This is a genomic window from Micromonospora sp. NBC_01412, assembly GCF_045040215.1.
In the GTDB taxonomy this organism is placed as follows: domain Bacteria; phylum Actinomycetota; class Actinomycetes; order Mycobacteriales; family Micromonosporaceae; genus Micromonospora; species Micromonospora rubida.
In genome coordinates, this window is the sequence record NZ_CP109528.1 from 5,918,820 (window position 1) to 5,939,146 (window position 20,327).

General features: G+C 71.9%; 12 protein-coding genes. 11 read left to right on the forward strand and 1 reads right to left on the reverse strand.

Features of this window, described 5'->3' with window-relative positions; all coding sequences use genetic code 11:
* Positions 1-16: 16 nt before the first annotated feature.
* Both OG617_RS26165 and OG617_RS26170 read left to right on the forward strand, forming a co-directional pair.
* Entirely contained in the window at positions 17-769 is a 753-nt protein-coding gene (locus OG617_RS26165) for an ABC transporter ATP-binding protein (protein ID WP_405095588.1), read from the forward strand.
* Entirely contained in the window at positions 766-3,303 is a 2,538-nt protein-coding gene (locus OG617_RS26170) for an FtsX-like permease family protein (RefSeq protein WP_405095589.1), read from the forward strand. The genes OG617_RS26165 and OG617_RS26170 overlap by 4 nt, the downstream gene beginning before the upstream one ends.
* A 70-nt stretch (positions 3,304-3,373) precedes the next feature.
* On the opposite strand, the gene OG617_RS26175 is transcribed toward OG617_RS26170, so the two are convergent.
* Positions 3,374-5,014 carry a M23 family metallopeptidase gene (locus OG617_RS26175; RefSeq protein WP_405095590.1) on the reverse strand — a complete coding sequence of 547 codons (1,641 nt, stop codon included), beginning with the start codon at positions 5,012-5,014 and terminating at the stop codon, positions 3,374-3,376.
* A gap of 99 nt (positions 5,015-5,113) precedes the next feature.
* Here OG617_RS26175 and OG617_RS26180 point away from each other — a divergent pair, with 99 nt between their 5' ends.
* The 9 genes from OG617_RS26180 to eccD all read left to right on the forward strand — a co-directional run bounded on the left by OG617_RS26180 (position 5,114) and on the right by eccD (position 20,321).
* Positions 5,114-5,920, forward strand: a complete 807-nt coding sequence (locus OG617_RS26180; protein ID WP_405095591.1) for a sensor histidine kinase — start codon at positions 5,114-5,116, stop codon at positions 5,918-5,920.
* Positions 5,917-6,663, forward strand: a complete 747-nt coding sequence (locus OG617_RS26185) for a response regulator transcription factor (RefSeq protein WP_405095592.1) — start codon at positions 5,917-5,919, stop codon at positions 6,661-6,663. The genes OG617_RS26180 and OG617_RS26185 overlap by 4 nt, the downstream gene beginning before the upstream one ends.
* Before the next feature lie 113 nt (positions 6,664-6,776).
* Positions 6,777-7,847, forward strand: a complete 1,071-nt coding sequence (locus OG617_RS26190) for an ABC transporter substrate-binding protein (RefSeq protein ID WP_405095593.1) — start codon at positions 6,777-6,779, stop codon at positions 7,845-7,847.
* The gene (locus OG617_RS26195) at positions 7,844-9,592 is read left to right on the forward strand and encodes an ABC transporter permease (protein WP_405095594.1); all 1,749 of its coding nucleotides are present in this window, start codon (positions 7,844-7,846) and stop codon (positions 9,590-9,592) included. The genes OG617_RS26190 and OG617_RS26195 overlap by 4 nt, the downstream gene beginning before the upstream one ends.
* A complete protein-coding gene (locus OG617_RS26200; protein WP_405095595.1) occupies positions 9,589-10,731 on the forward strand; it encodes an ABC transporter ATP-binding protein in 1,143 nt (380 codons plus the stop codon). Before OG617_RS26195 ends, OG617_RS26200 begins: the two co-directional genes overlap by 4 nt.
* Before the next feature lie 119 nt (positions 10,732-10,850).
* A complete protein-coding gene (locus tag OG617_RS26205) occupies positions 10,851-13,601 on the forward strand; it encodes an AAA family ATPase (protein ID WP_405095596.1) in 2,751 nt (916 codons plus the stop codon).
* Between the two features lie 125 nt (positions 13,602-13,726).
* Positions 13,727-14,917: a type VII secretion-associated serine protease mycosin gene (gene mycP / locus OG617_RS26210; RefSeq protein WP_405095597.1), complete on the forward strand. Its 1,191-nt coding sequence runs from the start codon at positions 13,727-13,729 to the stop codon at positions 14,915-14,917.
* Entirely contained in the window at positions 14,914-18,948 is a 4,035-nt protein-coding gene (eccCa, locus tag OG617_RS26215; RefSeq protein ID WP_405095598.1) for a type VII secretion protein EccCa, read from the forward strand. The genes mycP and eccCa overlap by 4 nt, the downstream gene beginning before the upstream one ends.
* Positions 18,945-20,321, forward strand: coding sequence for a type VII secretion integral membrane protein EccD (eccD, locus tag OG617_RS26220; RefSeq protein WP_405095599.1), 1,377 nt, complete (start codon positions 18,945-18,947; stop codon positions 20,319-20,321). Before eccCa ends, eccD begins: the two co-directional genes overlap by 4 nt.
* The last annotated feature ends 6 nt before the right edge of the window (positions 20,322-20,327 follow it).

The window sequence follows — 20,327 nt, forward strand, 5'->3', positions numbered from 1 at the left end:
CACGAGGAGCACCACCATGGGCATGCAGGACACACCCGGTGCCACCGCGGTCGCGGCGACCGACCTGGTGAAGGTCTACGGCACCGGCACCACAGGAGTACGCGCGCTCGACGGGGTCACCGTCGGCTTCGGCCAGGGGCGATTCACCGCCATCATGGGGCCGTCCGGTTCCGGCAAGTCGACGCTCATGCACTGCCTGGCCGGGCTGGACACCGCCACGTCCGGCCGGATCACGATCGGTGACACCGAGCTCACCGGCCTGAGCGACCGGGCGTTGACGGCCGTCCGACGCGACAAGATCGGGTTCGTCTTCCAGGCGTTCAACCTGCTGCCACAGCTCACCGCCCGGCAGAACATCACGTTGCCGTCGGACCTGGCCGGGCGGCGCGTCGCCCCGGAGCTCCTCGACCATCTCGTCGGCGTGCTGGGGATCGGGGACCGGCTGGGCCACCGGCCGTCCGAACTCTCCGGCGGCCAGCAGCAGCGCGTGGCGCTCGCCCGCGCTCTGGTGTCGCGCCCCGCGGTCGTCTTCGCCGACGAGCCGACCGGCAACCTCGACTCGCGCTCCGGCGCCGAGGTGCTGGGCTTCCTGCGCGACTCCGTGCACCGCCTCGGCCAGACCGTCGTCATGGTGACCCACGACCCCGGCGCCGCCGCGTACGCCGACCGCGCGGTCATGCTCGCGGACGGCCGCATCGTCGACGACATCGATGACCCCACCCGGGCGTCGGTCACCGACGCGCTGCAGAACCTGGCCGGTGCGCGATGAGCCTGGCCGACATCAGCGTGCTCCGGACCCAACTCGGCGGGATCCTGCGCCGGCCCGGACGGCTGCTCATGACGGGGCTGTCGGTGCTGGTCGCGTCGTTCGTGGTGTTCGGCACCGTGCTCACGTACCAGACGGTCACCCGAACCACCCTGGACACGTTCAGCGACACCCCGAGGGGGGTCAGCCTCGTCGTTCACACCGACGACGACACCCCGATCCCCGCGGCGCAGATGGCAGCGATCCGGCGGACCCCGGGCGTCGTCCAGGCGGTCGGGCGGAACACCGCCGTCCTGGGGGTCGGTGACGCGTCGTCCGGCACGAGCATCGACCTGATCGCCGACCCGGGCACGGGGCCGCTCTCCCGCGTCACGCTCGTCGCCGGCGGCTATCCGGACGGCGACCGGGAGGTGGCGCTGGACCGCCGTGTCGCGGAGCGGCTCGGCGCCGCGCCCGGCAGCACGTTGCGGCTGCGCGGCGGCGCGGAGGGCGAAACGCCGGTGAAGGTGGCGGTGAGTGGCGTCGTCGACGGGCCGCAGGACGGCAACGAGCGGGCGTACGCCCCGGATGTTGTCGTCGCCGCGTTGGGCGGTCTGCCCGACTATCAGCGCATCGATGTGCTCGTCGCGCCCGCCGCCGACGTGGACGCGGTGCAGGAGCAGATATCCGCGATGCTCTCCAGCGATCCGGACAACTACGCCGCCATCACGACCGGCGACAACATCCGGATCAAGGAGGCCCAGGAGGCCGTCGAACAGTACGACCAGATCTTCGCGCTGGTGGCGATGTTCGTGGCGATCGCGGTGGTCGCCGCGGCCCTCGTGGCCACCTCGACGTTCCGGATCGTGTTCGCCCAGCGGTTGCGGCAGCTCGCCCTGCTGCGCACGATCGGCGCCCAGTCCGGTCAGTTGGTGCGGGCCCTGGCCGTGGAGGGGGCCGCCGTGGGACTGTTCGCGGGGGCCGTCGGTGTGCTGCTCGCGCTCGCCACGGGGCTCGCCGCCCCGGCCCTCGCCGCGGCCACCGGGCGCACCATCTCGTCGCCGGGCGTCCCGGTGGGTGCGGGCGTGGCGGTGGTGATCGGTGCGGTGCTGCTGACCGTCGCCGCGGTCCTGGCGCCCGCGTTCTCCGCCGCCGATGTGGCACCGCTGCAGGCACTGCGCAGCGCCGGCACCGTCGCCGCCGAACGCGGCATCTCCGCGGGCCGGCTGCTCGTCGGCCTGCTGCTGGCCGCCGGCTCGTTGGGCGTCGGCTGCTTGGCCGTCGTGGCCCTGCCCGAACCGGGACAGCAGAGCCACAGCTCCTCAACCGGCCTGCTGTACATCGTCGGCGTGGGCGGGCTGGCGTTCGGCGCACTGATCGCGCTCGGACCGGTGCTCATCCGCCCGGTGCTGGCCGTCGCGGGCTGGCCCCTGCGTCGACTCGGCCCGACCGGCGGCCTCGCCGTCAGCGGCATCGGAGGCACGCCGCGGCGGGCAGCCGCCGTGTCGGTGGTCGTCGCGCTCGGCGTCGCACTGCTCGCCGGCACCGTGGTCGGCTTGTCCAGCCTGCAGGCCTGGACGGCCCAGTCACTGGCCGCCCGCAATCCGGCGGATCTGGTGATGTTCGCCGAGGAACAGCCGATCACGGACGACGTGCTCACCCGGCTGCGCGCCGACGCCAGGTTCGGCCATGTCACCCCGTTCCGGACGGCGGACTTCGCCGTGGGAAGCGTGTCGTTCGCCGCGATCGACATCGACATGACGGCGCTGCCCGAACTCGCGAAGCTGACGGCGTCCAGCGGTTCGATCGCCGACCTCGGCCCCGGCCGGGCGCTCCTGGCGCACGGACTCGCCGAGAGCCTCGGTGTGCGGGCCGGCGACGACGTCACCCTGCGAGCCGAGCCGGGGCGTGAGGCCAGGGTCACCGTCGCGGCGATCCTGACCGACGACGCGCCGTTGCAGATGGACGCCGTCCTCGCCCCCGCCGACCTGGACAGCCTCGGTGCCGCGTCGACGGCGCCGTCCGGCGTGCTCGCCGACATCACCGGCGGCGGCGCCGCCCGCAACCAGGCGCTGGCGGCCTTCCGGCAGATCGGTGGCGGCATCGGTGGCGAGGTGGGTGTGCTCGCCGACGCCCGCGACAAGGAGAACGCGGAGGTGTCGTCGCTGTTCGCCGCGGCACTGGGGTTGCTCGGTCTCACCGTTCTGATCGCCGTCGTCGGCGTCGGCACCACCACCGGGCTGTCCGTACTGCAACGCACGCAGGAATCCGGGCTGCTGCGCGCACTCGGTCTGAGCCGGTCGCGGCTGCGGGCGATGATCGGCATGGAGTCCGGCCTGTACGGCCTGATCGGGTCGGTCCTCGGCCTCGTGCTCGGCGTCCCGTCGGCCTGGCTGGCACTCAAGGCGTTGAACCTCGGTCTACCGCTGATGTTCCCGGTCGGGCGGCTGCTGCTCATCCTCCTGATGCTGACGGCGATCACCGTGGTTGCCGGGCTGCTGCCGGCGCGGCAGGCAGCCAAGGTCAGTCCCGTCGCGGCGCTCCAGGCCACCGAATAACAAGTGCATGATCACCGGGCGGTGCGAGCGAGGGTTGTGCTCGCACCGCCCGGCGGACGTGGTGGGCCCGTCAGGTGATGATGGCGATCTTTCTGACCTGCCCGCCGCTGCCCATGGTCAACCACGGGGCGTAGGCGCCCTGCTTGGCGAAGAAGTTGCCGCCGCCGACGAACGCGAACCAGTCCTGACCGCTGACCGCGATGTCGCTGACCTGTCCGCCTGCGGCGATGGTGAGCCATTCGGCGTAGATGCCGTCTTTGGCGTAGAAGTTGCCGGCCTGTTGCCAGCCGATCCAGTTGCCGCTGAGTGCGACCTTGGTGGCTCCGCCGGCGTTGATGGCCTGCCAGGGCGCGTACGCGCCGTCTTTGGCGTAGAGGACGCCGGCTGAGTTGACGAATGCGAACCGGTTGCCGTTTATTGCGATGTCGCTGACCTGTCCGCCTGCGGCGATGGTGAGCCATTCGGCGTAGATGCCGTCTTTGGCGTAGAAGTTGCCGGCCTGTTGCCAGCCGATCCAGTTGCCGCTGAGTGCGACCTTGGTGGCTCCGCCGGCGTTGATGGCCTGCCAGGGCGCGTACGCGCCGTCCTTGGCGTAGAGGACGCCGGCTGAGTTGACGAATGCGAACCGGTTGCCGTTTATTGCGATGTCGCTGACCTGTCCGCCTCCGGCGATGGTGAGCCATTCGGCGTAGATGCCGTCCTTGGCGTAGAAGTTGCCGTCCTGCAGCCAGCCGATCCAGTTGCCGCTGAGCGCGACCTTGGTGGCTCCGCCGGCGTTGATGGCCTGCCACGGCGCGTACGCGCCGTCCTTGGCGTACACCACGCCGGCCGAGTTGACGAACGCGAACCGATCGGGGACCGCATCGGTCGGCGTCAGGTCCTCGAACGCGAGGTTGATGGGAGCACCCTTGGCGACCGTGCCGCCGCAGGAGTAGGCCGGGGTGATGTTGTGCACCGCGCCGTTGCGCCGGATCTCGAAGTGCAGGTGGGGGCCGGTGGAGTTGCCGGTGCTGCCGACGTACCCGAGCACCTGCCCCTGCCCGACCCGCTGCCCGACGGCGACCGCGGGCTGCTGCACCATGTGCAGATATCTGGTCTGGTAACCGCTGGCGTGGGAGATCGTCACCATGTTGCCCCCGCCGGAGGCCCAGCCGGCGAAGGTGACAGTGCCGGTGTAGGCGGCGCCGATCGCCATCCCACTGTTTCCCGCGATGTCCACACCGTAGTGATCGCTGTCGGTGCCGCCGCACCTGTTCGAGAGCACTCCGGTGACCCGTCCGCCCACCGGCTGGATCATCGCTCCGGTCTGAGCGGACGCAGGCTGGGCCGGTACGAGCGCGAGTCCGCACAGGACGGCCGCGGCGACCACGAGCGCTCGCAGCCGTCTCCCCGCTGTCTCTCGAGTCATGCCATGCCCTTCTCGCGATCTTCTCGACATCGATACAAAGCTGTTGATGAATATAGGCGGGCCTGCCTGTGTCCCGGCCGCCGCCCGGCGCCGTACCGGCGCGAACCCGGTCCGGGCCGGCGCACCGACCCGGCGGTCGCGGGTATCTGTCGGCCGATCTCGACGGCCCGCCCTCCTCCATGCCGAAGTGCCGGCGGGGATGGGCGGCTCCTCGATGTCGGGTGCCTTCCGGGCCCCGGCCAGCGAAGACTGCTCATGATCAAGGGCCACCCGGCCGTTGCCGGGGAGCTGATCGAAGGTCACAATGCACACGGCTGCCGCGTTGTCGCGACATCCGCGCCTCCCCGCCGGGCCGCGACCGGGTTCGGCGTACCGCTGGGCAGCGACTGAGGAGGGCCGGGCATGGGTGCCGCTTGGGGGATGGCGGTGGCCTCGGTGGTCGGTGGTCTCGTCGGTGCCTCGATCATGGCGCTACTCGTCCGCCGGACGTCCGCCGCAAGGGCCACCGAGCTGGCGCAGCTCGAACAGTTGGTGGAACGGCGGGCGGAGCAGGTGACCGCGCTCAGCCATGAGCTGCGGACCCCGTTGAGCATGATCAAAGGCGCGGTCGACCTGCTGCGGGAAGGCACCCCGGGGCCGCTCACCCCCGCGCAGGCCCGCTTCCTGCAGGTCCTGGATCAGCAGTGCACGCAGGTCATCGGGCTGTGTGAGAGCCTGCTGATCCAGGCCAAGATCGAAGCCGGGCTGTTCACCCCGCAGCTGGAGAAGGTGGACGTCTCGGTGGTGGTGCGCGAGGTGGTGACCGCGATGCGGCCGTTGTGTACGCAGCGGCAGCAGCGGATCAGCCTCGACCTGCCGCAGGTGATGCCGCGCATCCCGGCGGACCCGATGCTGCTGACCCAGGCTCTGACCAACCTGCTGTCGAACGCGAGCCGGTTCACCACGACCGGCGGGAACCTCGACGTACGCGTCACGCTGATCGACACCGGTGTCGCGGTGTACGTGACCGACGACGGCGCGGGGATGACCCGGGAGGAGCGGCACCGCCTGTTCCGCCGCTTCGCCACGGGCCGGCCGTTGGCCGACGGGACCGGCCTCGGCCTGGTGATCACCAAGACCATCGTGGAGCTGCACGGAGGCGAGATCATGGTGCATACGGCGTCGACCCGAGGAACCACCTTCCTCCTGACTCTGCCGGACAAATCATGACGGGCCCCGGCGAGCAGCCCGGGGCTGGGCCCACCGCGTTGGTCGTCGACGATGAGCCGCAGATGACGATCATCGTGGAGTTCGCCCTGGAGACCCAGGGCTTCACCGTCCTCACCGCCCACGACGGTGCCACCGCCCTGCACCTGCTCCGGACGCACGCGGTCGACCTCGTGGTGCTGGACGTGATGATGCCGACGATGGACGGGCTGACCCTGTGTCAGCGGATCCGGGCGCGTTCGGAGGCGCCCATCATGATCCTCACCGCGATGGCCCAGCGTGACGACGTCATCGCCGGTCTGGAACACGGCGCCGATGACTACGTCACCAAGCCGTTCCACCCCCGGGAGGTGGCCCTGCGTGCCCAGGCTCTGGTGCGCCGCCGCCGCGGCACGGGCGCCACCATTCGGGTCGGGGAACTGGTCATCGAACCCGCCACCCAGACCGCGACGTTGGCACAGCATCGCCTTGACCTGCCGTTCACGGAGTTCAAGCTGCTGCACCACCTCGCGGTGCGCCGGGGCGTGCCGCAGTCGTGGCAGGACCTGCTGCGGGAGGTCTGGGGCACCACGGACCTGATCGGGGGGCGGGACGTCGTGAAGTCCGCGGTGTATCGGCTCCGGTCGCGGCTCGCCGGCATGCCGGGCGGATCGGCGTACATCCGCACCCTGCGCGGAGTCGGCTACCTGATGCCCGAGATGGCCGCCGACTCGCCCGACGGGAAGCCCTCCCCGCCGACCTGGTGACGGCGGCGTCACCAGCACTCACATCACCGTCACCAGTACCCCGTTCACGCGCCCTTAACGTGGCCGTTACATCGCTCACACCGAATTTTGCGGCTTCAGTAGGGAGATACGTCGTGACGACGAACAGATGGCGGGGAAACCGGTCGCTACTGGCGGCGGTGCTGGCAGCCTCGACGGTGCTGAGCGTGGCCGGCTGCGCCCGCGAGGGTGGCAGTAACGGGGCCAGCAAGGACAGCGGCGTGGTGCACGTGGTGTGCGGCGCCACCGAGGACTGGTGCGCCGCCACCACGAAGAAGTTCAGCGAGTCGACCGGGGTGAAGGCCGACTTCGTCCGGCTCTCCAGCGGCGAGGCGCTGGCCCGCATCAAGGCGGGCAAGGGCAACGCCGAGTTCGACGTCTGGTACGGCGGGCCCGCCGACGGGTACGCCGCAGCCGGCGGCGAGGGGCTCCTGGAGCCGTACGTCTCCCCGAACGCGAGCGTCATCCCGGACAAGTACAAGGACCCCCAGGGCACCTGGACCGGCGTCTACGTCGGCGCCCTGGGCTTCTGCAGCAACAGCGAGCTGCTGGCGGAGCGGGGCATCGAGGTTCCCGACTCGTGGGAGGATCTGCTCGTCCCGAAGCTCGCCAAGGACATCGGCATCGCGCACCCGTCGACCTCGGGCACCGCGTACACCACGCTCTGGACGCAGGTGCAGTTGGCCGGCGGCGACGAGGGCAAGGCGCTGGACTACATGCGCAAGCTGCACCCGAACGTGCTGCAGTACACCAAGTCCGGCTCGGCCCCCGGCCAGATGACGGCCCGTGGTGAGGTCGCGGTCGGGATCATCTTCGCGCACGACTGCGTGGCCACCATGGAGGCCGGCTTCCCCGGCCTGAAGGTGAGCTTCCCGGCGGAGGGCACCGGGTACGAGACCGGCGGCGTCGCCCTGGTGACGAACGCCAAGAACCAGACCAGCGCCCGGAAGTTCATCGACTGGGCCCTCACCACCGAGGCGCAGGAGATCGGCCCGACCGTCAAGGCGTACCAGTTCCCGACGAACCCGAACGCGAAGGTGTCGGAGAAGGTCGTCCCGCTGGCCGGCATCAAGATGGTGGAGTACGACGCGGTGGCGGCCGGTAAGGCGAAGTCGGCCCTCAACAAGCGGTTCGACACCGAGGTCGCGCAGGCGCCGAAGTCATGACCACGCTGCTGTCCGACCCCGGGGTGACCGCCCCGCCCGAGGCGATCGCGCCCCGGCGGCGTCGTCGGCTCAGCGCGGGGCTCAGGGTACTGGTCGGGATCTGCGCGGTGCTGGTGGTGATCGGCGCGGCGATCCCGCTCGTGGCGGTGCTGGCCACGGCCTTCGCGCCGGACGCGCTGCCCCGGTACGCGGAGTTCTTCACCTCCGCCGTCGACCTCGGCATCCTGCGCAACACGCTGGTGCTCGGGGCGCTCGTCGGGCTCTGCGGCACCGCACTGGGGTTCCTGTTCGCGTTCGTCCAGGCACGGCTGGACGTACCGGGTAAGAAGATCCTGCACGTCATCGCCCTGATGCCGATCGTCAGCCCGCCGTTCGCGGTGGCCACCGCCACGGTGGTGCTGTACGGCCGGCGCGGCGTGATCAGCAACGGTCTGTTCGGGCTGGAGTACGACATCTACGGCCTCGACGGCCTGGTCTTCGTACTGTCCCTGTCGCTGTTCCCGGTGGCGTACCTGGGCCTGCTCGGCATGATGCGGGCCCTGGACCCGGCGCTGGAGGAGGCGGCGATGAACATGGGCGCCAGCCGCTGGCAGATCATGCGCCGGGTGATCCTGCCGTTGCTGGCTCCCGGGCTCGTCGCCCCGTTCCTGCTGCTCTTCGTGGAGGCGATCGCCGACCTCGCCAATCCGCTGGTGCTCGGTGGCGACTACACGGTGCTGGCCAGCCGCGCCTACCTGGCGGTCACCGGTGAGTACGACACCACCAGCGCCGCCGTCTACTGCGTGATCCTGCTGGTGCCGTCCCTGGCCATGTACTTCGGCCAGCGGCGGTGGCTCAGCAAGAAGGTGCGTACCACCATCACCGGTCGACCGTCCGGCTCCATCCATCTGATCACCGGCTGGGGCCGCTGGCCGGTGTACGGCCTGGCGCTGCTGGCCGCCGCGGTCATCGTCAGCCTCTACGGCACGGTGATCGTCGGCTCGGTGACCAAGGTGTTCGGCGTGGACAACACGTTCACCTGGGAGTACCTCGAAGAGGTGCTGTTCGGGGTGGGTGTCGAGGCGGTCCTCGACACGCTGACCTTCGCGGTCATCGCCACTCCCGTCGCCGCCATCCTCGGTCTGGTCATCGCCTGGCTGGTGGTACGCCACCTGCGCCGTACCGCCTGGCTGCTCGACCTCGGCGGCACCCTGGGTGTCGCCGTGCCGGGCACCGTGCTGGGCATCGGGTTCGTGCTCGCCTACCGGCCCGAGCGGTACATCGGTGACTACCTGGTGTTCCCCAGCCTGGTGGGCGGCAGCGCCATCGCCGGTGGCGCGATGGCCATCGTCGTGGCGTACGTGGTCCGTAGCGTGCCGGCGGGCCAACGCACGGCGGTCGGCGCCCTGACCCAGCTGCATCCGCAGATCGAGCAGGCGTCGACCGACCTCGGGGCCAGTCCGATGCAGACGTTCCGCTGGGTGACCCTGCCGTTGATCAGGCCAGCCCTGCTGACCGGGCTCAGCTACAGCTTCGCCCGCAGCATGACCTCCATGTCGACGATCGTGCTGCTGGTCACGCCCGAGACGAAGATCATCACGTCGCAGGTGCTCAGCGCCGCCAGCACCGGTCGGTACGGGGTGGCATTCGCCTACTGCACGGTGCTGACCGTCCTCGTCCTGGCCGCCTTCGCGCTCATCCACCTCATCGTCGGTGGGGGCGTCGCACTGCAACGCACCGCCAAGTCTGAAAGGCCGAAACGATGACCGTCGCCGCGCCCGCCGAGGCCGCTGCGCTCGACCCTGCCGGACGCCGTGACCCCAGCACCGGACGCCTGCAACTCGAGGCTCTGACCAAGCGCTTCACGAGCCGCGCCGGCACCGTCACCGCAGTCGAAAGCGTCGCGCTCGACGTGCTGCCGGGAGAGTTCATCACCCTGCTGGGCCCGTCCGGCTGTGGCAAGACCACCACGCTGCGCATGGTGGCGGGTTTCGAGGACGCCACCAGCGGGCGAATCCTGCTCGACGGCAAGGCCATCGACAACATGCCGCCCCAGCGCCGACCGATGGCGATGGTGTTCCAGAGCTACGCCCTGTTCCCGCACATGACCGTCGCGGAGAACATCTCGTACGGCCTGCGGCTGCAACGGCGTACCCGCGCTGACATCGCCGAGAGCATGCGGATGGCGGTGACCAGCATGAACCTGGTCGGCCTGGAGAACCGCAGTCCGCACGAGCTCTCCGGTGGTCAGCAGCAGCGGGTCGCGTTGGCGCGGGCCCTGGTCGTGCAGCCGAAGGTGCTGTTGTTCGACGAGCCGTTGTCCAACCTGGACGCGAAGCTGCGGGACGCGATGCGGGCCGAGATCCGGCGCATCCAGAAGATGTTCGGGATCACCAGCATCTACGTCACCCACGACCAGGACGAGGCGATGAGCATGTCCGACCGGATCGTGGTGATGAACAAGGGCAAGGTCGAGCAGGTGTCGACGCCCGGCGAGATCTACGCCCGTCCGGCCAGTGTCTTCGTGGCGGACTTCATCGGCCGGGCCAACTTCGTCGAGACGGTGCCGGAGAGCGTCGCCGACGGTAGGGCGACGGTGACGGTGCTCGGCCGACGGCTGAACGTTCCCGCCCATCCGACGGTGGCTGCCGGCTCGATGGACGCGTACCTCATGGTCCGTCCGGAGACGGTGACGCTCTGTCCGGTCACCGACGGCGGGACCGGCATGGGTGTGGTGCTGCGTTCGACGTTCCACGGGCCGAGCATCGACTACGAGGTGGAGACGACCGGCGGCACCATCACGGTGACCGAGTCGGGCAAGGACTCCAGGGAGGCGCTGGCCGAGGGCACCAACGTGGACGTGTCCATCGCCGCGGACCGGGCGTACCTTCTCAATCGAGAATGATCTTGGTGGCGGCCCGCCGCGCTTCCCCTGCTGCCGGCGGGCCGCCACCAGCCAGTCGTCGCCGACCGGCCCCTCGATCGGTCGCGTGCCGATCTGATCAACCCGAGGGTGAGGACACCATGGCCACCGTCCCCGTAGCCGGTCGTCAGGAGCTGACCACGCACGTCATGGCGGAGCTGGGCGACGGCGGCCGTGTTCTCCTCGTGGGCGACGCGGGCATGGGCAAGTCGACGGTACTCCGCTCGATCGCCACCACGATCGGGGAACGCCCGGGGCTGTCCCTGTCGGCGAGTCCGGTCGAGACCGACGCGCGCATGCCGTTCGTGACGCTGATCGACCTCTTCGCGGACGTGCCCGCCGAGCACTTCGAGAGGTTGCCGGCGGCGACCCTCCGGGTCGTCGAGCTCGCCCTGCGCCGACGCGCCCCCACCGGGCAGGAACTGGACACCCTGGGCGTCTGCCTCGGGATGCTCGACCTCCTGCGACTGATGACCGACGCCGCCCCCGTCACGCTGGTGATGGACGACCTCCAGTGGGTCGACCAGGCCAGCGCGGAAGTGCTCGCCTTCGCGCTGCGGCGGCTGGGCACCGGACGGCTGAGCGTGCTGGCCGCGCAGCGCTCCGGCGAGACACCGAGACTGGCCCTGCCGGACGCGGTCAGCCTGGAGGTCGGTCCGCTGCCGATGGACGCCCTCGTGCCCGTCGTCATGGCACGGGCCGGTGGGCTGGTCGGCCGGCAGATCGCGCAACGGATCTGCACGCTCTCCGGCGGGAACCCACTGTTCGCGCTGGAGATCGCCGCCGCTGTCGCCCGTAGTGGCGTACGGCCGGTCCCCGGCCAGCCGCTGCCGGTGCCGGTGCACCTCGACACCCTGATGCGTCAACGCCTCGCCCTGCTGCCGGTCACCGCCCGCGACACCGTCCGGATGGCCGCCACCGCCTACCGGCCGACGCTGACCCTGCTCGACCAGGCCGGCTGCCACGCCGCCGAGGCGGATCTGACCGCCGCGTCCGAAGCCGGCATCTGCGACCTGGACAGCAGTGGCCGGGTCGCCTTCGGGCATCCCCTGCTGCGCGCCGCCGTCTACGCCGACGCCCCGGTGATCGTCCGGATGGCGATGCACGCGCGGCTGGTCCAGGTCAGCACCGACCCGATCGATCGGGCCCGCCACATGGCGCTGGCCACCGGCCTGGAGGACGAGACCGTCGCTGCGGCACTGACGACCGCCGCCGAACTCGCGGGCCGGCGGGGCGCCTCCGGCGTGGCCCGGGAACTGATCGGCATGGCGGCGCTGCGCACCCCGCCGACGAACCGGGCCGGCTGGGCGACGCGCAAGCTCGCCGAGGCCCGGTACGCCTACCAGGCCGGGCTGCTCAGCGAGGCGCGGGAGGCGGCCGGGGCGGTCCTCGCCGCCGAGGCGCCCCGCCCGTTGCGGATGTCCGCCTGGCTGGCTGTGCTGGAGGCCAGCGGGGACGCCATCGGGCAGCTGGGTGACCAGGTGGCCGCGGCGTGCGCGGAGGCCGAGGCCGGCGGGGAGCCGCAACCGTGGGTGCGCGTCTACGCCGCGGTTCACCACGCGGCTGCCCTGCGCACCGACGCGGCTCTGGCCGACGCCTCGTGGGCGGCGCATGCCGCGGCCACCGCCGGCGACGTCCGGGCTGAACTGCGCGCGCTGCACGTGGTGCTGAGGGTGAAGTCCCGGCTGGGGCAGCCCTGTTACGAGGAGGCGGCCCATGCCAGGCGGCTGCTGGCGGGGCGGACCGACCTCGGCGAGGCCGCCCTGCTGATCCACCACGAGCTGGCCTGGCAGCACTACGACAACGACCGCTACGACGAGGCGTACGACGAGCTGCGGACGGCCGTGCGGTTGGCCGAGGACTGCGGGACGGTCGGCGGGCTCGAACTGGTGCTGCACCTGCTGGCCCGGGTGCAGTGGCGGCGTGGTCGGGGCGCCTCGGCGCTGGCGACCGTGGCCCGGCTCCAGCAACTGGCGGTCGACGTGGAGCCGGCGTCCGCGAACCTGGTGTCCTGGGCCCTGGCCGAGGCGGAGGCGGCCACCGGCAGCCTGCCCCGCGCGGTCGAGCTGGCCGAGCAGGTGATCGCGTCGACGGAACGGGTCGGAGACCTCGACAAGCTCGCGCGGTTCTGCCAGCAGCTCGGCGCCTGGCGGCTCGTCGCGGGCGACCCCGCCGGTGCCGTCGCCGTCCTGCACCGTGCCCACCTGCTGGTCCGGGGCCTTCCGGTCGGCAACCAGACCCGGTTGCTGCTCGCCGACCTCGTCGAGGCGCACGCCGCCGTGGGCGACCTGGCTCAGGCGCGCGGTCTGCTGGCCGAGCTGCACGGTACGGACACGCAGCCGGCCTCCGTGCTGGCCGTGGCCGCCCGGCAACGGGCCGAGGCGGTGCTCGCCTTCGCCGAGGGACGCGCCGATGACGCCATCGACCTGCTCTCCTCGGCGGCCGACCGGTGCCGCGCCCTGGGTACGCCCATCGAGCTGTACCGCGTCCTGCTGTTGGCGGCGGACATCGAGCGACGGCGGCGGCGGCGCGGCGCCGCCCGGGCACTGCTCGACGAGGCGACCGAGGCGTGCCTCGCCGCGGGGGTGACGACCGGCGTCGACCGGCTCGCCCGGGAGGTCGCCCGGCTCATGCCGACCCAGAACCGCCGGGACACCCCGCTCACGCCGATGGAGAAGCGGATCGTGGCCCTCGTGGTGCAGGGGGCCACGAACCGTGAGGTGGCCCGGGACCTGTCCATCGCGGTGACCACCGTGGAGGGCTCGCTCACGAAGATCTACCGCCAGTTCCAGATCCGCTCCCGCGTCGAGCTGGTCCGGGCGTTCGAACTCATCGACTCCGGGGTGGCGTGAGAACGGCGTCCGCGATGCGGATCATTTCGCGATGAACTCTGGATCGGCGGCGTGCGTAGTCACGGCGAAAGGACGCCATGGCGGCGTCGGATCGGCAGGGGGCGGGGATGCGACGGCGGTGCGCGGTGCGGCTGTTCGCGTGGGTGGGGCTGGCTGTCCTGTCGGCCCCGGCCCTGCCGTCCGCTCCGGTGGGCGCGGCTCCGGCGACCCGGTGCACGTCCCCGTCGCAGCAGCTCCTGCCCGAGGTCCCCTGGACGCACCGCCGGCTCGACCCGCCGCGGGTGTGGCCGCTGACCAGGGGCGAGGGCGTGCTGGTGGCGGTGGTCGACACCGGGGTGGACGCGACGGTGCCGCAGCTCGCGGGCAGGGTGCGGCCCGGCACCGACGTGGTGAACCGGGTCGGTTCGGCGAACGACGACTGCTACGGCCACGGCACCTTCGTCGCCGGGATCATCGCCGCCCAGCCGAGGTCCGGCACCGGCATGGTGGGCCTCGCGCCGGGCGCGACGATCCTGCCGGTCCGACAGGCGAACGGTCCCAGTGACGGCACGGCGTCGACGCTGGCCCGGTCCATCCGGGTGGCAGTCGACGCGGGGGCATCGGTCATCAACGTCTCGGCCAGCTCGTTCTTCCCCAACGAGGAACTGCGGGCGGCGGTCGAGTACGCCGCCGGGCGGGACGTGCTGCTGGTCGCGGCGGTGGCGAACGAGGCCCAGCAGGGCAACCCCGTCGCGTACCCGGCTGCCTATCCGCAGGTGTTGGCGGTCGGCTCGGTGGGGCCGGACGGACGGCGCAGCGAGTTCTCCGAGGTCGGGGCGTACCTGGACCTGGTCGCTCCCGGGGTGGACGTGGTGAGCCTGAGCCGGGCCGGCGCCGGGCACCTGGTCGACAGCGGCACCAGCTATGCCACGCCGTTCGTGGCCGCCGCCGCCGCACTGGTGCGTTCCTACCATCCCAGGCTCACGGCGGCACAGGTCAAACGGCGCCTGGAGCTGACCGCCGACCATCCCGGCACCGCGCTGCCCGACCCGCAGCTCGGCTGGGGGGTGGTGAACCCCTACCAGGCGGTCACCGCGCTCCTGGCCGAGGAACACGACCGGGCCGCCCCCCTGCCGCCTGCGACGCTCGGGCCGATCCGGCAGGCATCGGACGGCGCCGGGGGTGAGGACCGCGCCATCGAGTTCGCCCTGGCCGCCGCGGTGCTGGCCGGTCTCGCCGGGTTGGTGGCGTACCTGATCCCGCTCGGCGTCCGCCGTGGCTGGCGTGGCGCCGGTGAGCCCGAGGACGACCGAGACCGCCGAGGAGAGTCGGGATGAGCACGATCCAGGTGGCCCGGCCACCCCGCCGGCCCGCCCCGACGATCGAGAAGGGCGAGTTCGCGTTGCAGGAGCCGCCGGGCCTGCCGGAGGCGGCCGGCGGGCAGCTCGCGAATCTGCTGACCTACCTGCCCATGATCATGGGCTCGGGCGCGCTCGCGCTGTTCTACCTCCAGCCGGGCGAGAACCGGATCATGCTCTACATGACGTCGGGGCTGATGGGCCTCTCGGCCATCGTCATGGCGTTCGCCCTGCTGATGCGGGCGGGTTCGGAGCGCAAGGCCAAACTCAAGGGCGAACGCCGCGACTACCTGCGCTACCTCGGACAGGCCCGCAAGCAGGTCCGGCGCAGCGTCGAGCGGCAGCGGTTGTCGGTGCTGTTCACCCACCCCGACCCGGCCCGGCTGTGGGCGCTGGTGCCCACCGACCGGCTTTGGGAGCGCCGGGCCAACCACGCCGACTTCGCCGAGGTGCGCATCGGTCTCGGCCAGCAGCGGTTGGCGCTGACGTTGCAGGCCCCGCAGACCCAGCCGGTGGAGGATCTCGAACCGCTGTGTGCCAGCGCGCTGCGCCGCTTCCTGCGCGCGTACACGGTGATCGAGGACATGCCGGTCGCCGTGTACCTGCGGGGGTTCGCCCGGGTCAGCCTCGACGGTGATGTCGAGGCGAACCGCGCGCTGGTCCGGGCGATGGTGGCGCAACTGGCCACCTTCCACTCGCCGGAGGACCTGCAGATCGCGGTGCTGGCCAGCAGCGACCGGCTGCGGCACTGGGACTGGGCCAAGTGGCTGCCGCACACCCAGCACGGGGAGCAGACCGACGCCGCCGGCGCGACGCGCCTGGTCTGCGACTCCTGGATGGACCTGGAGAAGCTGCTCGGCGGCGCGGCGCTCGACGACCGTGGCCGGTACGAGCCGGGCGCCATGGCGAGCGCCGGCGAACCCTTCGTGGTGGTGGTCCTGGACGACGCCCCGATCTCGGGCAGCCACCGGCTGGCCGGTGCCGGATACCGCAACCTGGTCGCGATCGACGTGGACGGCGCCCTGCCGTGGGACGGCGCGGCGACGGTGCTGCGGCTCCGGGTCGGCGAGGAGGGGATCGAGAAGGTCGACCTGAGCCGGTCCGGCGACACGAAGTCCACCCACGTCGCCCGGGCGGACGCGCTGAGCGTGGTCCGCGTCCGGGCGATGGCCCGGCAGCTCGCGCCGTACCGGCTCGGTGGCGCCGGCGCGACCACGGACGGCACGGCCGTCGCCGCGGATCTGGCCTCCCTGCTCGGCATCGCCGACCTGCGCAGCTTCGATCCGCAGCGGCTGTGGCAGGCCCGGTCGGTCTGGGAGCACCTGCGGGTGCCGATCGGCGTCACCGACCGGGGGCAGACCGTCGAGCTCGACCTGAAGGAGTCCGCGCAGGGCGGCATGGGGCCGCACGGCATCCTGATCGGCGCCACCGGCTCCGGCAAGAGCGAGCTGATCCGCACCCTGGTGTTGTCGCTGGCGCTGGCGCACTCGTCCGAGAAGCTCAACATGGTGCTGGTCGACTTCAAGGGCGGCGCCACGTTCCTCGGCCTCGACGGGCTGCCGCACGTCTCGGCGCTGATCACCAACCTCGTCGACGAGTTGCCGCTGGTCGACCGGATGCAGGACGCGCTACAGGGCGAGCTGGTCCGCCGGCAGGAGCTGCTCCGCCGGCACAGCCACACATCGGTGCTCGAGTACGAGCGGGCCCGCGCGGCCGGCGCCGACCTCGTCCCGATGCCCACACTGGTGATCATCGTGGACGAGTTCGGCGAGCTGCTGAGCGTCAAGTCCGAGTTCACCGACCTGTTCATGATGATCGGGCGGCTGGGGCGCTCGCTGGGCGTGCACCTTCTGCTGGCCTCGCAGCGCTTCGAGGAGGGGCGCATCCACACGCTGGAGACGCACCTGTCGTACCGGATGGGCCTGCGGATGTTCTCGTCCATGGAGTCGCGCAGCGTCATCGGCGTCAGCGACGCGTACGACAAGCCGCTGGCACCCGGCTCGGGCTACCTGCGCACGGACACCACCACCCTGGTCAAGTTCCGTGGCGCGTACGTGTCCGGGCCCTGCCCGACGCGCGGCAAGCGGGTCGCCCAACCGGTCAGCGAGTCCCGGGTGGTCGGCTTCGAGGCGGGCTACGTGGTGCCGAGCCGCCCGATCGAACCGCCGCCCCGGGAGCCGTCCGTCGACGACGCGCCGCCGGCCGAGTCGACGCTCGCGGTGATCGTCGACCGGTTGCGCGACGCCGGTCCACCGGCGCACCGGGTGTGGCTGCCGCCGCTGGGCGAGCCGGCCACCCTGGACGAGGTGCTGCCGCCGATCGGCCGCGACCCGCAGCGGGGGTTCGGCGCCCCCTACGGCGGCCTGCGGGTGCCGGTCGGCCTCGTGGACCGCCCTCTCGACCAGCGCCGGGAGACGCTGGTCGCCGATCTCGAGGGAGGCAAGGGGCACGCGGCGGTCGTCGGCGCGCCGCGCAGCGGCAAGAGCAGCCTGCTGCGGACCCTGGTCAGCGGGCTCGCCCTCACCCACACCCCACGCGAGGTGCAGTTCTACATTCTGGACTTCGGTGGCGGGGCGATGGCGGCGCTGACCGGGCTGCCGCACGTCGGCGGGGTGGCCAACCGGCGGGACCGGGAACGGGTCACCCGCACCGTGGCCGAGGTGTCCGACATCCTCGACCACCGGGAGGAGTTCTTCGGTCGGCATGACGTCGAGTCGATGGCCGCCTACCGGCGGGCCCGGGCGGCGGGTCAGCACGCCGACGACCCCTTCGGCGACGTCTTCCTCGTCATCGACGGCTGGTTCACCCTGCACCAGGAGTTCGAAGGGCTGGAGACGACGATCCAGGAGATCGCGACCCGGGGCCTGAGCTACGGGGTGCACCTGGTGATCAGCGCGGGCCGCTGGTCGGAGATTCGACCGTGGCTGCGCGACGTGCTGCAGAGCCGCTTCGAGCTGCGGCTCGGCGACTCCATGGAGTCCGAGATCGACTTCCGCAAGGCCAAGACGGTGCCCGAGTCGCCGGGACGCGGCCTGACCGGGGACAAGTTCCACTTCCTGTCGCTGGTGCCGCGGCTCGGCCCGGGCGTGCTGGGCGTCGAGCCCGGGCCGGCCGGCGACGACGCGGCCACCGGGCCGGCCGACGCCGACGACGCGGCGGGCCGCGCGCTGGCCGCGCTGGTCGACGCCGTCCGCGCCGGGTGGAGCGGTCCCGGCGCGCGCGCCGTCCGGATGCTGCCCCGGGTGCTGGCGCGAGACCTGCTGCCGCCCACCCCCGTCGACGGCGAGCTGCGGGTCGCGCTCGGCCTCGACGACCAGCGGCTCCAGCCGGTCTGGCACGATTTCGCCGCCAACCCGCACCTGATGATCTTCGGCGACAACGAGACCGGCAAGACGAACCTGATGCGGCACCTCGCCCAGGCCATCGTCGACCGTTTTCCGCCGGAGGAGGCGCAGGTGCTCGTCGTCGACCCGCGCCGCAACCTCGCCAACGCCTTCAGCGCCGGGCAGACGGTCGGCTACGCCCTGCACGGCCAGGCGATGCGGGAGGTGCTCACCCGGGGCGTGCCGCTGCTCAAGAGCCGGGTGCCCGGCCCGGACATCGGCCCGGACCGGTTGTCGGCACGGGACTGGTGGGAGGGGCCACGGCTCTTCGTCCTCGTCGACGACTACGAGATGGTCAGCGGCACGATGGACTACCCGGCGGAGTCGCTGGTCGACCTGCTGGCCCACGGCGCGGAGATCGGCCTGCACGTCATCGTCGCCCGCAGCACCGCCGGGGCCGCCCGGGGCATGTCCGATCCGCTGCTGCGCCGGATGTGGGACCTCGGCAGCATCGCCGTGCTGCTCTCCTGCCCGCGCGACGAGGGCGGCTTCCTGGGGCAGGTCAAGCCGTTGACCCTGCCCGCCGGACGGGCCCAGTTGGTGCGCCGACGCGCCGACGCGATCCAGTTCCAGATTCCGATGATTGCCGATCGTGGCGGCGACGATGCCCGGAGGGCCACCCGATGAGCGACATCAGCCGCGTCGTCCTGGTAACCCCGCAGCGGACGGTCGAGGTGGCGCTGCCGTCCACGGTCGCGCTGGCCGACCTCATCCCGGTGCTGGTGCAGCGGGCGACCATGTCCGGCGCGCTGGACCAGCAAGGCCAGCGCCGGGCGTTCACCGGCGAGGGTGACTGGGTGCTGCAACGGTTGGGCGGCGAGCCGCTCGACGAGGAACTCACCGTGTCGTCGTTGCAGATCCGCGACGGCGAGACGCTCTACCTGCGCCCCCGTGACGCGCAGTTGCCGCCGGTGCACTTCGACGACCTCATCGACGGCCTGGCCAGCGGGGTGCGTAGCCGACCGGACCGGTGGCGCGACGAACTGACCCGGGTCCTCTTCCTCGTCATCTGTGCCGTCACGCTGGCCACCTGCTTCGCCGTCCTGTTCGACGACGCCGTGCCGGGCCGGGGGAACCTGGCCACCGGCTGCGCCGTCGCGCTGGCCTTCGGGGCGATGATGTGCTCCCGGGCGCTGGCCGACGGCTGGGCCGCCCTTCTGCTCGGGGTGGCCGCCGTGCCCTTCGCGGGCCTGGCTGGTCACGCCGTGCTGCCGGCCTCGGCGGCCCACGCGCCGAGGCTGCTCTGCGCGGCGGTCGCGGCCAGCCTCGCCGCGTTGCTCGTGACCTTCGCCGTCGGGCACCACCGTGCCTTCTTCCTCGCCTGTTGGCTGGTGACGCTCGCCGGCGTCGGCTACGCGCTGCTGGTGGTGCTCGGGACGACCGCACCACAGGCCGCGGCGGCCGGCGTCGCGGCAGCGCTGATCGTCACGGCTGCCGCGCCGTCGGTGGCGTTCCGGCTGGCCCTGTTGCGGTTGCCCCAACTGCCCACCAGCGCGACCGACCTGGCCGAGGACATCGAACCATTCCCGGGAACGAAACTGATCTCCGGTGCGGTCGTCGCCGACACGTACCTCACCTGGCTCCTGGCCGCCGCGGGCGTGATCTGCACGGCGGGCATGGCGGTCATCGCCCCGGTGCCCGGCTGGGCCGCGAGCTGGTTCGTCATCGCGGTCCTCGGCGTCCTCGCCATCCGGTCGCGCGGCCTGAACTCGGGGTGGCAGCGGGCGGCCACCCTGCTGCCCGTGCTCGCCGGCGGCGCCCTGCTCACCATCCGCCTGGCCGGGCGCAGCGACGCGATGGCCAGTGCGCTCTCCGTGATCGGCCTGCTCGTGCTCGCGGTGGCCCTGCTCGCCATGTCGCGGGTCCTGCCCGGCCGGCGCCTGCTGCCCTACTGGGGGCGGGTGGCCGACTTCGTCGAGTACATCTTCGCCATCGGCATGGTGTTGGCGCTGCTGGCCGTCTTCGACGCCTACCAGTGGGCGCGAGCCATCGCCGGCTAGCCGACC